This window comes from Amycolatopsis bartoniae, assembly GCF_014191255.1.
Taxonomy (GTDB): domain Bacteria; phylum Actinomycetota; class Actinomycetes; order Mycobacteriales; family Pseudonocardiaceae; genus Amycolatopsis_E; species Amycolatopsis_E bartoniae.
In genome coordinates, this window is record NZ_JACHWH010000011.1 from 119,870 (window position 1) to 134,496 (window position 14,627).

At 68.3% G+C, this 14,627-nt stretch carries 13 protein-coding genes and 3 pseudogenes; 13 read left to right on the plus strand and 3 right to left on the minus strand.

Annotated elements, in window-relative coordinates; translation table 11 throughout:
- The first annotated feature begins 266 nt into the window (after positions 1–266).
- From FHX82_RS32250 to FHX82_RS32300, 12 genes and pseudogenes are all read left to right on the plus strand, one after another.
- On the plus strand, positions 267–1,529 hold the full coding sequence (locus FHX82_RS32250) for an MFS transporter (protein WP_183176961.1): 1,263 nt from the start codon (positions 267–269) through the stop codon (positions 1,527–1,529).
- 37 nt (positions 1,530–1,566) lie between these two features.
- Complete coding sequence (locus tag FHX82_RS32255) at positions 1,567–1,821, plus strand: nuclear transport factor 2 family protein (RefSeq protein WP_145932850.1); 255 nt, start codon at positions 1,567–1,569, stop codon at positions 1,819–1,821.
- Positions 1,822–1,830: 9 nt separating this feature from the next.
- Positions 1,831–3,360, plus strand: a complete 1,530-nt coding sequence (locus FHX82_RS32260) for a class I adenylate-forming enzyme family protein (protein WP_145932849.1) — start codon at positions 1,831–1,833, stop codon at positions 3,358–3,360.
- Positions 3,357–4,889: a carboxylesterase/lipase family protein gene (locus tag FHX82_RS32265; protein ID WP_145932848.1), complete on the plus strand. Its 1,533-nt coding sequence runs from the start codon at positions 3,357–3,359 to the stop codon at positions 4,887–4,889. Before FHX82_RS32260 ends, FHX82_RS32265 begins: the two co-directional genes overlap by 4 nt.
- Before the next feature lie 35 nt (positions 4,890–4,924).
- Positions 4,925–5,107 (plus strand): annotated as a pseudogene (locus tag FHX82_RS37445) (fumarylacetoacetate hydrolase family protein); the annotation flags it as partial.
- A gap of 30 nt (positions 5,108–5,137) precedes the next feature.
- Positions 5,138–5,875: a fumarylacetoacetate hydrolase family protein gene (locus tag FHX82_RS32270; RefSeq protein WP_229881051.1), complete on the plus strand. Its 738-nt coding sequence runs from the start codon at positions 5,138–5,140 to the stop codon at positions 5,873–5,875.
- A gap of 25 nt (positions 5,876–5,900) precedes the next feature.
- Positions 5,901–6,518 carry a nuclear transport factor 2 family protein gene (locus tag FHX82_RS32275; RefSeq protein WP_145932846.1) on the plus strand — a complete coding sequence of 206 codons (618 nt, stop codon included), beginning with the start codon at positions 5,901–5,903 and terminating at the stop codon, positions 6,516–6,518.
- Between the two features lie 321 nt (positions 6,519–6,839).
- Positions 6,840–7,991: a serine hydrolase domain-containing protein gene (locus FHX82_RS32280; RefSeq protein WP_145932845.1), complete on the plus strand. Its 1,152-nt coding sequence runs from the start codon at positions 6,840–6,842 to the stop codon at positions 7,989–7,991.
- 188 nt (positions 7,992–8,179) lie between these two features.
- The gene (locus tag FHX82_RS32285; RefSeq protein ID WP_145932844.1) at positions 8,180–9,406 is read left to right on the plus strand and encodes a thiolase family protein; all 1,227 of its coding nucleotides are present in this window, start codon (positions 8,180–8,182) and stop codon (positions 9,404–9,406) included.
- Positions 9,407–9,414: 8 nt separating this feature from the next.
- Positions 9,415–10,971, plus strand: coding sequence for a class I adenylate-forming enzyme family protein (locus tag FHX82_RS32290; RefSeq protein WP_145932843.1), 1,557 nt, complete (start codon positions 9,415–9,417; stop codon positions 10,969–10,971).
- Between the two features lie 4 nt (positions 10,972–10,975).
- The gene (locus FHX82_RS32295; protein ID WP_183176962.1) at positions 10,976–11,491 is read left to right on the plus strand and encodes an MDR/zinc-dependent alcohol dehydrogenase-like family protein; all 516 of its coding nucleotides are present in this window, start codon (positions 10,976–10,978) and stop codon (positions 11,489–11,491) included.
- A 50-nt stretch (positions 11,492–11,541) separates the two neighbouring features.
- Complete coding sequence (locus tag FHX82_RS32300) at positions 11,542–11,778, plus strand: antibiotic biosynthesis monooxygenase family protein (RefSeq protein ID WP_183176963.1); 237 nt, start codon at positions 11,542–11,544, stop codon at positions 11,776–11,778.
- A 16-nt stretch (positions 11,779–11,794) separates the two neighbouring features.
- Here the strand turns inward: FHX82_RS32300 and FHX82_RS38205 are convergent.
- The 3 genes and pseudogenes from FHX82_RS38205 to FHX82_RS32315 all read right to left on the minus strand — a co-directional run.
- Positions 11,795–11,939, minus strand: a pseudogene (locus tag FHX82_RS38205) (IS256 family transposase); the annotation flags it as partial.
- Positions 11,940–11,951: 12 nt separating this feature from the next.
- Positions 11,952–12,760 (minus strand): annotated as a pseudogene (locus tag FHX82_RS32310) (IS5 family transposase).
- Between the two features lie 414 nt (positions 12,761–13,174).
- Positions 13,175–13,546 (minus strand): hypothetical protein, encoded by a 372-nt coding sequence (locus tag FHX82_RS32315; RefSeq protein WP_183176974.1) that lies wholly within the window; start codon positions 13,544–13,546, stop codon positions 13,175–13,177.
- An 82-nt stretch (positions 13,547–13,628) separates the two neighbouring features.
- Between FHX82_RS32315 and FHX82_RS32320 the strand changes: the two genes are divergently transcribed.
- Entirely contained in the window at positions 13,629–14,474 is an 846-nt protein-coding gene (locus FHX82_RS32320; RefSeq protein ID WP_512698871.1) for a substrate-binding domain-containing protein, read from the plus strand.
- Positions 14,475–14,627: the final 153 nt, after the last annotated feature.

The following is a 14,627-nucleotide window of genomic DNA, read 5'->3' on the forward strand; positions in this document are numbered from 1 at the left end:
TCTAGCACTCAACAGGCGGTTCATCGTTTGGCGTTTGTTCGCGCGGACAATTCGGCGGGCTGACTGTTTGGCCGACGGGCCGTTGTCGTCGCCCCCCTGCCGAGAGCAGAGTGACAGCCATCGCGCCGTACCCGGAGCAATCCGGGGAGTCTGCGGCACATCCAGTCGAACCGCCCACATCGTGGTGGACAGGAGGCATCGTCGTGGACGCTTCTTCGCCATCGACCCCACCAGCCGTTCTCAGCACGGCGACTCACAACCGGGCGGTGCAGCGACGGGCGACCGTCGGTGCAGTCGCCGGCAACTTCGTCGAGTGGTACGACTTCTTCGTCTACGGCTCACTCGCCGCAGTGATCGGACCGCTCTTCTTCCCCGCCGCGGATCCTACGACCTCGCTGCTCACGGCCTTCGCCGTCTACGGCGCCGCGTTCGTCGCCCGCCCGATCGGCGCGCTGGTGTTCGGCAACCTCGGCGACCGCATCGGCCGCCGAATCACCCTGTCCGCGGTGATCCTGGTGATGTCGGGGGCCTCGTTCCTGATCGGACTGCTGCCGACCTACGCCGCTGCCGGACCCCTCGCCGCGGTCCTGCTGGTCGCGCTTCGCCTCATTCAGGGCTTCTCCGCCGGCGGTGAATTCGGTGGGGCCGCCTCATTCGTCGTCGAGTACGCGCCACCGAACCGGCGTGGCCTCTACGGATCCTGGATCACCGTGGGCTTCGGCGCCGGCCTGGCCTTCGGAGCGATCGTCGGGGCCGCGGTCTCGTCGATCTTGAGCCCGGAGCAGATGTCGAGCTGGGGCTGGCGGATCCCATTCCTGGTGGCGCTGCCCCTCGGTTTCATCGGGCTCTACCTGCGCCTCCGGCTGGAGGAGACGCCCCACTTCGAGGCGGTGAAGTCCGAGCGGAAGGACGTGCGGACCCCGATCCTGTTCGTGATCCGCACGTATCCGAGGGAGATCGTCGTGGGGCTCGGCGTGCTGGTCGCGTCGTCCCTGCCCACCTACATCTTCTATGTCTACGTGCCGTCCTACCTCGCGGTCACCAAGACCACCACACTGCGCGAGGCTCTGACGCTCACCGTGATCAGCCTGCTGGTCTATGTGGCGTTGCTGCCGATCATGGGCAGGCTGTCCGACTCCGTCGGACGCAGGCCGATGCTCATCGGCGGTGCGACCGCCCAGATCGTCGTCGGCTACCCATGCTTCTGGTTGCTCAACCAGCACAGCTTCGGGCTGGCGCTGACCGCGTTCGTGCTGTTCGCCGTGGCCGCGGCACCGCTGAACTCCCAGCTGGCCGTGTTCTCCTCCGAGATGTTTCCGACCGTCGTGCGTTACGGCGGCGTCTCGATCATCTACACCTTCGCCAACATGGTCTTCGGCGGCGGCACCCCGTTGTTGATGACGTGGCTGACCGCCGCCACCCGCAACCCGATCGTGCCGGGTTACTTCATCGTGGGCGCGGGCGTCATCTCCCTGCTGTCGGCCCTGGCGCTGCGAGAGACCTACCGCAAGCCTCTCGCCGACGCCTGACCCACGCGAATCCCCCTGATCCATAAGGAGGCCCTCGATGACGACTGTCGATTCCACGACAGTGTCAACACAGCAGTCGAGCACCGTCGTGCGCAAGCTCGACGTTCTGGCGGCCAAGGAGTCGCTCCGGGATGTGCTCCATCGCTACGCCCGTGGCGCCGACCGAGCCGACATCGAGCTGTTCAAGTCCTGCTGCCACCCCGACGCGACTGACTGCCACTGGTCCTCCAACGGCAACGCGCACGAGTTCGCCGGCCGGGTCGCTGCCCGCGAGCGCAACCGGAACCGGTAGGAGCGCGCTGTGACGATACTGCCTTTCGGCGACCGCGGGCTCGGCGCCGTCCTGCTCGACCAGGCCGAACGAACTCCCGACGCCCCTTTCCTGCTGTTCGAGAGCGACGGCTCAACAACGACCTACACCTACGCCGAGACGGTCGCGCTCGCCCGCCGGGGGCAGTCCGTGCTCGCCGGGGCCGGCGTCCGGGGTGGTGAACGCTTCGCGATCGCCACCCGCAACCGCCCCGAGTTCTTCGCCTGCTGGTTCGGGGCTGCGTTGAGCGGTTCGGTCATCGTTCCGGTGAATCCGGGTAGCACCCCCGACGAGCTGGACTTCGTCCTGGGACATGCGGACTGCCGGATGGTCGTCCTGGAACAGGACGCCGACGATCTCGCGGAGACTGCGACTCTCGCGGGTGTCCCGATCATCCGCACCGGCGCCGACTTCGACGGACGCTCCGGCGACGAGGTCACCGCTGAGCCTGTCGACCCGCGGAACCCACTGTCGATCATGTACACGTCAGGGAGCACCAGCCGCCCGAAGGGAGTGGTCGTCACTCACGCCAACTACCTGCACGCCGGCACGGTGATCGCCGAAAACCTGCGGATGCGGCCCGCGGACCGATGGCTCGTGGTGCTGCCCGTCTTCCACGCCAACGCCCAGTACTACTCGGTGATGTCGAGCCTGGTCACCGGAGCCTCAGCCGCGGTGATGGAAAGGTTCTCGGCGTCTCGCTGGGCGGCGCAGGCGCGCCGCCACAAAGCGACCCTGGGCAGCCTCTTCGCCGCACCCATGCGCATGATCCTCTCTCAGCCCCGAGACCCGGCCGACGCGGACAACGATCTGCGCGAGGTGTGTTTCGCGCAGAATCTCACTCCCGACGAGCTCAAGGAGTTCGAGGAGCGCTACGCGACTGGGCTGCTGCAGATGTACGGGATGACCGAGACCATCGCGCCTCCGACAATGAATCCGCTCGACCGGCGCAGGGACAACGCGACGATAGGGGCGCCGCTGAGCGGGAGCCGCTTGCGCGTGGTGACCGGAGACGGTGTCGACGCCGCTGTGGGCGAGGTGGGCGAGTTGCTCGTCGGCGGCGAGCCGGGAATCACGCTGATGGCGGGCTACCACGACAACCCCGAGGCCACGAAAGCGATGATCCGCGACGGCTGGCTGCATACCGGTGACATCGTGCGTGTGGAACAGCACGGGTTCCTCCGGTTCCACGACCGCGCGCGAGACGTGATCAAGCGTGGCGGGGAGGTCGTCGCCGCCGCCGAGGTGGAACGGGTGGTCGAGACGCATCCCGCCGTCGCCGAGTCCGCGGCCGTCGGCATTCCGGACGACATGCTCGACGAAGCGTTCAAGGTGGTCGTAGCCTTACGACCGGGACATGCGGTCACCGAGGCCGAGCTGCTCGAGCACTGCCGAACACATCTCGCGTCGTTCAAGGTGCCCTCGGTCGTGGAGTTCGTCGACGCGCTGCCCCGCACGTCGGTCGGGAAGGTCCGCAAGGGCCTGCTCCGCGCCAATGTCCTGACGGAGCCGCAATCATGACGGCCCTCGGCGCGAGCGTCCTCACGACCGGTTCCGGGAAGCTGACGGGACTCCTCGAACCGGACGGAAGCCATCTGTTCGACGCGATACCGTACGCCGCCCCACCGGTCGGCAAGCTGAGGTTCGCACCGCCCGCGCCCCCACTGCCCTGGTCCGGCGTCCGGCCGGTCTCAGGACCGGGGCCGGCGGCGCCCCAGCGGCAGACGTTCGCGGTCGTCGGCGAGGTCTACCGCTCCAGGCTGCCGCAAAGCGAGGACTGTCTCACCCTGTCGGTGCGGACTCCCTCCCCCGGCCGGTCCGGGCTGCCGGTGTTCGTGTGGATCCACGGTGGCGGGTTCGCCCTCGGGTCCGGCGGCGACCCCCTCTACCGCGGTGGTGGGCTGAGCCGGCACGGCCTGGTCGAGGTCAACGTCAACTACCGGCTCGGGGCGCTCGGATTCGCCGCGTTGGCCGAGCCCTCCGCGGCAGGCTCGGCCAACGCCGCTCTGCTCGATGTCATCGCATCCCTGCGTTGGGTGCGTGAGGAGATCACCGCCTTCGGCGGAGACCCCGACAACGTCACCCTGGCCGGTCACTCGGCGGGAGCGATGATCGTGGCGTGCCTGCTCGCCTCGCCGCATGCGCGCGGCCTGGTGCACAGGGCGGTCATCGCCTCCCCGGGTGCGCCCTACGCGGTGTCGTGGGACTCCGCGGTGGAGGTGACCCGTCGGATGGCCGACGGGCTCGGGATTCCCCGCGACTCGCCCGGGGCGCTTCGCGCGGTCCCCCTGAGCAGCCTGCTGGACGCGCAGACCCAGCTCAGCGACGAGGCCTTTGCGGGCTCCATGCGAGAGTTCTTCGGCGGAGCGTCCATGGCTTTCAACCCGGTTATCGACGGCGACGTGCTCCCGGAAGATCCGCTCAGTGCGCTCGCCCAGGGCGCCGCCGCGGAGATACCGCTGCTGGTGGGCAACACACGCGACGAAGCCGTTCTGCACCTCGAGACGGCGATCGCAGCGGCTGCACACGATCCTGCCCTGGCCCGAGGGTTGCTCGCTGGCGTTCTGGAGCGCTTCGGGCCGCTCGGCCCCGCCATCGAGTCGACCTACCGTCGGCTTTACCCGCAGGCGCCGAACGAACGGCTCGCCGCCGCCGTCCTGGGCGATGCGGCGCTGCGCTACCCGGCGTTCGCGCTTGCCCGCGCGGCGGCGGACCATTCCCCCGTCTTCTGCTACCGCTTTGACCAGCCCACGATCCGCGACGGTCGACCGATCGGCGCGGTGCACGGGGCCGAGCTGCCGTACCTGTTCGACACCGGCGACACAGAGGCGGGCCAGCACCTGGCCGGCGAGGTCGACGCCGCCCTCGCCGAGCAGATGCGGGCGACATGGGCCGCATTCGCCGCGAACGGACGACCCCGGCCACCCAAGGGCGAGTGGCCGCGCCACAGCGCCCGACAGCCGCAGACGCTGGCCATATCCACCAGCGGCTTCTCACCTGTGACCGAACCGCCGGAGCCACTCGCCGGGCTCTGGCTCGGCGCGGCCTGACGGGCCGCACCCGATTCCCACGACCGGAGGTACACATGCGCTGGGCCACATTCGCGACAGAGACCGGAGAACGAGTCGGCGCCGTCGACGGCGGCACAATCCACGCCCTGCCGCCTGGCGAGACCCTGCTCGACCATCTGCGACAGGGGACACTGCCCGCCACTCTGGACGAGGCCGCAGGCCGAAGCACCGACACCGTCGCGCTGAATGACGTGCGGCTCCTCGCCCCGATCCCTCGCCCTCCGTCGATGCGGGACTCCCTGTGCTACCTGCAGCACATGCGCAACGCCATGGCGGCACGGGGCGTCACCGAGGACCTACCCGACATCTGGTACGACATCCCCGCGTTCTACTTCGCCGGACCCGCCAGCGTCGTCGGCCCCTACGAGGACGTGACCATCGCCCCGGGGAGCACCTGGTTCGACTTCGAGCTGGAGATCGCCGCCGTGATCGGCGGCACCGGCCGCGACCTCGCACCCCACCAGGCCCAGGAGCTGATCGCCGGGTACACGCTCTACTGCGACTGGAGCGCCCGCGACCTGCAGGCACTCGACCGCGGGCTCGGCATCGGACAGGCCAAGGGCAAAGACGCGGGCACCACCCTCGGCCCCTTTCTGGTGACCCCGGACGAGCTGCCCGACCACGCCTTCGATTCGCCTTTCGACATCGAGGTGAGGGCCTCGGTCAACGGCGTACTGGTGGGCAGCGGCACCACCGGAAAGATGGACTGGACCTACGGCGAGGTGCTGTCCTACGCCTCCCGCGGCATCCCCCTCGAGCCGGGCGACGTGATCGCGACCGGCACGATCCCGACCTGCACCTTGATCGAACACTTCAACGCGCTCGAACCCGACGCGCCCACGTTTCCTGGCTGGCTCGCCCCCGGTGACGTCGTCGAACTGACCGCCGCGGGGATCGGGACCACTAGACAGCGGGTCGTCGCAGGCGTCGATCCCTGGCCACTCGCCCCGCGCCCCCGAGCCTGACCCACACCGAAAGGAGAAACAGCACATGACCGACATCGAGGGACGCCTCGCCGCACTCGAGGCAGAGGTCACCGAGCTCCGCGACCGGGAGTCGATCCGAGACGTACTGCACCGCTACTGCCGGGGCGTGGACCGACTCGACACCGAGATCATGAAATCCTGCTACCACGAGGACGCCTACGACACCCACTGGTTCGCCAACGGCCCGGCCCACCCGTTCAGCGACTGGGTCATCGCCGAAGTCCTGCCGCATGCCCGCACCACGGTGCACTCCATCGCGAACCCGATCATCGAGCTGAAGGGCTCGCGAGCCTTCGTCGAGAGCCACGTGCACGTGCTCCACGAGATCGTCGAGCCCGGCGTCGAGCCTGAGAAGGAGGTCATCCACCAGCTCACTGAGTGCCGCTATCTCGATCTGTTCGAGAAGCGCGACGGCGAATGGAAAATCTTCTATCGGCACGTCGTCCGGGACAACCTGCAGAACTTCCGAGTGCCCGCCGACGACCCGGGACGGGTGCCCGAAGCCCTCGGCCGACGCGACAAGAGCGACCCCGTCTACGCCGGTTTCGACCTCCTCTCCCGGCGGCCCGACGACGTGAGAGTCAACTTCTTCGAGCCCTGGCTTGCCGGATCGTCCGACTGAGCGAGTACGGGCACACGTCTCTGGTAGAGGCGACTTAGACCAACTCGTCCAGCGAGTGGTCGGACCGGAACGTGTCTCGAGACGACCGCCGAGCCGTCTCCTTCGAAGCCCAAGGAGACGGCTCGGAGCCATGCACGGAGGCTAATTCACCGGCCGGTTGGCCCGCTCGACGGAGCTGTCGCGTCAGGGAGAAGCCGTGCTCTATGACCGACCCATCGGCTGGCCCACCGGCGTCACTGTCGTGCGCGGACCGTATACCGCCGTTCCGACGATCCCCGCCGCACCCGCGCAAGCCCAGCTCGACCATTGGAAGGACCTGCCATGAGCACCAAGGAACGCATTGACGCTCTCCTCGCCGCCGCCGTCAAGGACGGCGTCGCTCCGGGCGTGGTCGCGGTCGCGGCGACCGCCGACGAGGTCATCTACCGGGGGGCCGTCGGCACCGGCGGAAACGGTCCGCTCAGCCCCGACTCGGTGGTGTACATCGCGTCGATGACCAAGCTGCTTACCGCCATCGCGGCCCTGCAGCAGGTCGAGAAGGGCACGCTTACGCTCGACGCCCCGATCGCGACCGTGCTCCCCGAGCTCACCGAACTGCAGGTCCTGGAGGGCTACGACGCGGACGGCGCGGAGATCGCGCGCCCGGCGAAGTCCCAACCCACGCTGCGCCAGCTGCTCACGCACACCGGCGGCTTCGCCTACAACTTCTGGAACGAACGGATCGACCGCTACACCCGTGAGCATGATGTACCGACCATCGTCGCCAGCCGCGAGCTGACTCTGTTTAACCCGCTGGTCGCCGATCCCGGCACCGAATGGAACTACGGCCACCACCTGGAGTGGGTCGGCAAGGCTGTGGAGCGCGTTAGCGGGCTGAACCTTGAGGACTACCTCCGGCAGAACGTCTTCGGGCCGTTGCAGCTGACCGGATCCGGCTTCGTGCTTGGCGAGCGCCGCGAGCGACTCGCCTCAATGAACGTCCGCACCGAGGACGGGGGCACCACGCCAATCGATCTCGTGATCGACCAGGAGCCCGAGTTCTACATGGGCGGCGGCGGTCTCTACAGCACCCCGGAGGACTACCTGACCGTCCTGCGCATGCTGTTGAACGGCGGCACCCTCGGCGGAGTCACGATCCTGTCGCAGAAGACGATCGAGGAGGCCCGAGACAACCACATCGGCGAGCTGACGGTCGGCCGGCTGGTGACGACCGATCCCGCCTCGACCTTTGATGTGGAGTTCCTCCCCGGCACCACCAAGAAGTGGAGCCTGCTTGGGATGTACAACGTCGAAGACACCCCCGGCGGCCGTTCGGCGGGCAGCCTCTTCTGGGCGGGCCTGTCGAACACCTTCTTCTGGGTGGACTGGACCCGGGGTCACGCCGGCGCGCTGTTCACCCAGATGCTGCCGTTCGCCGATCCCCGCATCCTCGCCGTATTCGACGAGTTCGAGGACGCCGTGCGCGAGCTCTAAGACTGCCATCCTGGTGCGGTGTCTCGTGGAGGCCTACGAGACACCCCACCATCGTTTGGAATTCGGCCCCGGCCATGGCGCTGATCGGGTGCCTGGTCTACCTGACCCTGCCGAAGACGGGCCCACGAGCCGCTGCGCTGAGCCGCCCGGACACGCACCACCGCGAGAGAACGAGAGAGGTGACCATGATGAGCACCCCAGTCTGGATCGCAGGCGTCGGTATGACGCCCTTCGGGATCCACAAGAACAAGTCAGTCAACGACCTGGCCCGCTGGGCCATCGAGGACGCGGCGCGCGACGCCGGTGCCGCCCTGAGCGATGTCGACGCCGCGTTCTTCGGCTCAGCGACCCAGGGCTTCCTTCAGGGCCAGGCCATGATCGGCGGAGAGCTCGCCCTGCGAGAGGCCGGCCTGCAGGGGATCCCGGTGTTCAACGTCGAGAACGCCTGCGCCACCGGTGCTAGCGCCTTCGCCCTGGCAGTCAACCACATCCGCGCCGAAGCCGGCGACATCGCGCTCGTCGTCGGCGTCGAGAAGATGCACATCGACAATCCCGACCGATCGATGGCCGTGTTCGACACCGCCTACGACGTCTCCGATCCCGAGGCCCTGGCACGCACGCTCAAGGAGCTCGGCGGCGACCTCGACGAGCCCGACCTCGGCCGCCGCTCGATCTTCATGGACATCTACGCGGCCATGGCCCGCAACCACATGCGCCTCTACGGAACAACTCCCGAGCAGATCGCCGCCGTCTCGGCCAAGAACCACGCGCACGCCGTCGGCAACCCGCGGGCGCACTACCGCAAGCTGATGACCGTCGAGCAGGTGCTGGGCGCGCGCAAGCTCTCCCACCCCCTGACGGTCCCGATGTGCGCCCCACTGACCGACGGTGCCGCTGCGGTCGTGCTTTGCAACAAGGCGGGGCTGCGCCGCCTCGGCGCCGAGAGGCCGGTCCGAGTGCTCGCCGCCGTCGTCGGTACGGGCACCGACCGTGACATCACCACGTTCGAGGGGCACCTGAGCGGGCGGGTGTCCACCCGCGCGTACGCGGCAGCCGGGCTGGGGCCCTCCGATGTCGACGTCGCTGAAGTGCACGACGCCACTGCCTTCGCCGAAGTGCTTCAAACCGAGCAGCTGGGCCTGATACCTCCCGGCGAGGGCGGCCCGGCCGCCGCGCGCGGCGAGACGACGCTCGGCGGCCGGATCCCGATCAACCCCTCCGGCGGCCTGGAGTCCAAGGGCCACCCCATCGGCGCGAGCGGCCTCGGGCAGATCTTCGAGCTGACCGAGCAGCTGCGCGGCAGCGCGACCGACCGTCAGGTGGACGGCGCACGTGTCGCCCTCGCCGAGAACGGCGGCGGGTTCCATCGCGGCGAGGAGGCGGTCACATCGGTCGTCATCCTTGGAAAGGACTGAGACCCTCCATGGCCATCATCGACTTCTTCGACCGCGGGCGGCTACTCAACCCGCACGGGATCGCCTACCGCAGCGTCGGCAGCGTGTGGACCTTCGACGAGGCGTACGCCCTGTCCTGCCGTATCGCACACTCGCTGCACCGCACCGGCGTGCGCACCGAGACCAAGGTCGCCGTCCTCTCCCCCAACGACCCGCTGGCCTGGATCTGCGTACTGGGTATCTGGCGGGCGGGCGCGACCTGGGTGCCGCTCAACCCGAGCCACCCGGTCGAAGACAACGTCGTTCTCCTAGACCGCCTCGACGTCGAGGTCATCATCTACGCCCCTGCACTGACCGAGCAGGTGGCGCAGCTGCGGCCCCGGCTGCCCGACGTGACCACCTGGGTTGCCCTCGGCGAGGGCACCGAGGACCCGGTACTCGCCGACTGGACGGCGGGGATGCCCGAGACGACTCCCGAGATCACCTACGACATGGACGACGTCGTCGCAATCGCGCCGACGGGCGGTACCACCGGCACGCCTAAGGGTGTGATGAACACCCACCGCAGCTTCTCCACCATGGTGGCGCACCAGCTGATGGCGCTGACCTACCCGGCCGACGCCCCTGTCGTGAACCTGGCCGCCGCCCCGATGACCCACACCGCGGGACTGTTCAGCCTGCAGGCCAGCTCCCGCGGCGGGACGGTCGTGGTGATCCCCGGAGCCAACGCCGACGCCGTCCTCGATGCTATCGAGGAGCACGGGGTCACCGAGCTGTTCCTGCCGCCCACCGTGATCTACCGGATCCTCGAGCGCCTCGAGCACCGCTTCGCGGACACCGGGTCGCTGCGCTACCTGATGTATGCGGCGGCCCCGATGTCGGTGGACAAGCTGCGCCTGGGCATCGAGCGGCTGGGCCCGGTCTTCGTCGAGTGTTACGGCCAGATGGAGGCGCCGGCGGCGATCAGCTTTCTGCGCCCTGACGAGCACTTCGTGGACGGCACCATCGCACCGGCATCCCGACTGTCGTCGTGCGGACGCCCATACCCGCTGATCACCGTGGCAATCAAGGACCCCGCGACCGGCGAGGACATCGGCCGGGGCCGGACCGGGGAGGTCTGCGTCCGCGGCGACCTGCTTATGAAGGGCTACTACAAGGACCCCGAGCGGACCGCCGAGACCATCGTCGACGGCTGGCTGCACACTGGCGACCTCGGCTTGCTCGACGAGCAGGGCTTCCTGCGCCTGACCGACCGCAGACGAGATCTGATCATCTCGGGCGGCTTCAACGTCTACCCGGGCGAGGTGGAGCAGGTGCTGTGGGGGCACCCGGCCGTCCGCGACTGCGCGGTGGTTGGCGCCCCGCACGAAGACTGGGGTGAGATGGTCACCGCGGTGGTGGAGCTCAACAACGGCATGACCGTCGACGAGGCCGAGCTGATCGCCCTCTGTCGCGCCCAGCTGGGCCCCGTCCGCACGCCCAAGCAGGTCTTCTTCGTCGACCACCTCCCTCGCAGCGCCAACGGCAAGGTACTGAAAAAGGACGTCCCCGCGGCCTTCTGGGCGAACCACGGCACGAGGATCTGACAACTTGAACGAGCTCACCGACAAGATCGCTGCCGTGATCCTGGTCAACGGTGCCAGTGTCGGCGTCGGATCCGCCGCCGTCCAGTTCGCCGTCGAGCGAGGCACCACCGTCATCGGTGTCGCTGGACCGTCCAACCAGAACTATCTGGTCTCGCTCGGCGCCATCCCCGCCACCTACGGTCCCGGCCACGTGGAGCGAGTCCGCGCGCGGGCTCGTACCGGCATCGACGCCACCGTGGATATCGCCGGCTCCGGGGTGATCCCCGAACTCGTTGCCCTGACCGGCGATCCGTGCCGAGTCGTGTCCATTGCCGACTTAAGCGCCCCCGAGCACGGCGCACGCGTGTCCACCGGCTTCGGACGACAAAACCCGCGCCCTCCACGAAGGCGCGCGCCTGGCCGAGGCCGGGCGGCTCACCCTGCCCGTCACACGAACCTTCCCCTGACGCAGACGGCAGCCGCCCACGTCGTGAACGCGACCGGCCACGTCCGTGGCCGCATCGTCATCACCGTGCCCTGAACGCCAGAAAAGGCCGACAATGCCCATCACGCTCATCAACCGCTTCTCCCGTGCCGCCGGACAAGGAGAAGGAGTTCATCAAGACCTGGCACGGTACTATCGACCACATCACCACCGCGCCCGGCTTCATCCAGGCCCGCCTGCGCCGCAACACCGGCCTCAACGACACCACTTCCCTGTACGTCAATGTGGCCCTGTGGGAGGACGTCGAGTCCTATCGTGCCGCTTTTCGTGACTTCACCCCGGGCAGGGCAACGCATCCCGGATCTGTCAAACAAGCGGTGTAACTCGGGTTTGAAGGAACTACTTGCGCCCAGCAGCCAGGCGGCCGTCGAAGGCGATCTTCGAACGCGTTCAACGCGGGCTTCCATCGCATCGTCCACCGTTTGCGACCTGTGCCGGTCGGGTCCAGGCTCCTGATCGCCATGTAGACGCATGTCAGCGCGGCTTAGAGCGCGTCTCATTTGGCGATTTTCTTGTAGCAGGTGATGGTTGCGCCGAGGGTGAGGAAGGCGAGGTAGTGGCTGGGTTTGCTTTCGTAGCGGATGGCGAGTCGGTAGTAGCCGGTCAGCCAGGCGATCGTTCTCTCGATGACCCATCGGTGTCGGCCGAGTTTCTCGCCTGATTCGATGCCTTTGCGGGCGATGCGCGGGATGATCCGGCGCTGGCGGAGCCAGTCGCGCAGGGCGGGGATGTCGTATGCCTTGTCGGCGTGGAGCTTGGCCGGTTTCCGTCGTCGTGGTCCCCGGCGGGAGCGGATGGCGGGGATCGCGTTGACCAGGGGTTTGAGTGCGTGGCTGTCGTGGGTGTTGGCCGCGGAGACGGCGATACTCAGGGGCAGGCCGGTCCGGTCGGACAGGGCGTGGATCTTCGAGCCGGGTTTGCCGCGATCAACCGGGTTCGGTCCGGTCAGCCCGCCCCTTTTTTGGCCCTGATGGAGGCTCCGTCGAGGACCGCGCGGGACCAGTCGATGAGGCCCTGGCTGCCGAGTTCGTCCAGCACCGCGTGGTATATCTGTCGCCACAGTCCGGCCTCGGTCCATTCGGCGAAGGTCCGATGTGCCGTGGGAACGGTCACCCCGAACGACGGTGGCAGGTGCCGCCAGGCGCAGCCGCTGGTCAACACGAACACGATCGCCGTGAATACCGCCCGCGGATCCGTACGGGAGCGCCCACCACCCTGCGGACGCTACTTCGCCGACGGAATCAAGGGCTCCACCAACGCCCACAACTCGTCGGGCACCAACCGTTGCGACAGCGAGTCAATCACGACACAAGATCATCCCAGCATCACCGACAAGATCCAAACGAGACACGCTCTAAACACCATCCAGTCAAGCGGGCCTGACTTCCTTCTCTCGCCACACCAATGTTAGTCGGTCGCGATCCGAGTCGTCATCGTCCCTGCCCCATTCGGTACACGGCCGTCGCCGTTTCATTCACACCGTCGACTCCGCTGAGGTTGAACTGCTGAGCCACGACGAACCGCCGCACAGCGAAGAGCTGCGGCGCAGGAATCGGGGCCACGACCTCCGGCGGCATGCCCCACCCCTTGGGCGGGTGGACCGCGGCCGCCGCACCGCAGGAAGCCATCTCCGCCACCGGCTACCAGACGCCTGACGCGCTGCGACGGATCGGGTAGGTTCGGCTCGAAACGTGGCTGCGCAACCGGAAAGTCCGCAACTCAGCTGCTGTCGCCGCAATCGCGATCGGGGCCGGCGCAGCGCAACACGCGGCCTTGCCCGGCCAACGGCTCGCTGCCGTCATGGTCATCCGGCTGGCCGGCGCGGTGATCGCTCTCAACAAGGAAATCGCCGAGATCGACACCGTTTTCGAGAACCGGTTCCGCCAGCAGCGATACGCGGAGATCATCCTGAGCCTGCCCGCTCCTCGGTGCGGAATCACCGCGCCGGTCGTTGCGGTACCGTCCGACGATGGCCGACGCGCCGAAGGAGACCGGCCGCCGGGGTCCCGCACCCACCGGGCGGCCGACGATGCGCGACGTCGCGACGGCGGCGGCGGTCAGCGTGAAGACCGTCTCCAGGGTCGTGCACAACTACCCTTTCATCAGCGACGACGTCCGCAGACGAGTCCAAGCCGAAATCCGCCGTCTCGGATTCCGGCCCAACGGGTATGCCGTGGGCTTGCGCCGGACCGACCGGACCGGCGGCGGTATCGGGGTCCTCGCCGCGGACCTCGCCGACCCCTTCTACGCGGCGATGATCAGCGCCATCGAAGAAGTCAGCACCGCGCGGTCGTTCACCACGCTCGTGGCCGGTTCGGGTGAGGATCCCGCCCGTGAACGCGCGCTGCTGACCTCGTTCGTCGAACGCCGGCTCGATGGGCTCGTGGTCGTCTCAGCCGACCACGAGCACGAGCACCTGCGCCCCTACCTCGACATCGGGACCCGAATCGTCTTCGCCGACCGGCCACCGCGACGGCTGCCAGTGGACTGCGTCCTGGCCGGGCACGCGGACGGAGCCGCGCAGGCGGTGCGGCACCTGCTCGGGCAGGGGCACACCGCCATCGCCTACGTGGGTCACTCCCCCGCGGTCCACACAGCGGCCGAACGCCTGCGAGGCTTTCGCGCCGAACTGGGTGCGGCCGGACTCGAGCCGCACGCCGTCCGCACCGACGCGACCGACTCGGCCGCGGCGTTCCGGGTGACCGCCGAACTGCTCGCCGCCGGCACCGCCCCTACCGCGATCTTCGCCGACAACCCCCGGCTCGTCGGCGGGGTGGCCCGGGCCATCGCGACATCCCGCGCGCCGAGGACGGCGTTGGTCGCCTTCGACGACTCCGAACTGGCCGAGGTCCTCGGCGTCACCGTGGTCGCCCAGGACGTCCGGGAGCTGGGCGGCGAGGCCGCGCGGCTGTTGTTCGCCCGCCTCGACGGCGAACGGTCACGCCCGCGGCAACTGGTCCTGCCGACCACGCTCATCCCCCGCGGCTCAGGAGAAGGTCTCGGCGTAGCCCTGCGCTGACCGGCTCTTCCCAGCCGGTCCGGCAGGCCTTCCTGATTTCTCGTTGGCCGGGTTTCTGTCCTGCTCGGAACGTTGACAACGCTGACAAGCGCATCTGACACTGACTGTCGATGCCAACGTTGTCACCCCAGCGGGCCGACTCGCCGGGCCGAT

Bases quoted from the DNA above. Each gene is read 5' to 3' on its own strand.
- FHX82_RS32255 (WP_145932850.1), top strand. From the start codon at position 1,567: ATGACGACTGTCGATTCCACGACAGTGTCAACACAGCAGTCGAGCACC.
- FHX82_RS32265 (WP_145932848.1), top strand. From the start codon at position 3,357: ATGACGGCCCTCGGCGCGAGCGTCCTCACGACCGGTTCCGGGAAGCTG.
- FHX82_RS32270 (WP_229881051.1), top strand. From the start codon at position 5,138: ATGCGGGACTCCCTGTGCTACCTGCAGCACATGCGCAACGCCATGGCG.
- FHX82_RS32275 (WP_145932846.1), top strand. From the start codon at position 5,901: ATGACCGACATCGAGGGACGCCTCGCCGCACTCGAGGCAGAGGTCACC.
- FHX82_RS32280 (WP_145932845.1), top strand. From the start codon at position 6,840: ATGAGCACCAAGGAACGCATTGACGCTCTCCTCGCCGCCGCCGTCAAG.
- FHX82_RS32285 (WP_145932844.1), top strand. From the start codon at position 8,180: ATGAGCACCCCAGTCTGGATCGCAGGCGTCGGTATGACGCCCTTCGGG.
- FHX82_RS32290 (WP_145932843.1), top strand. From the start codon at position 9,415: ATGGCCATCATCGACTTCTTCGACCGCGGGCGGCTACTCAACCCGCAC.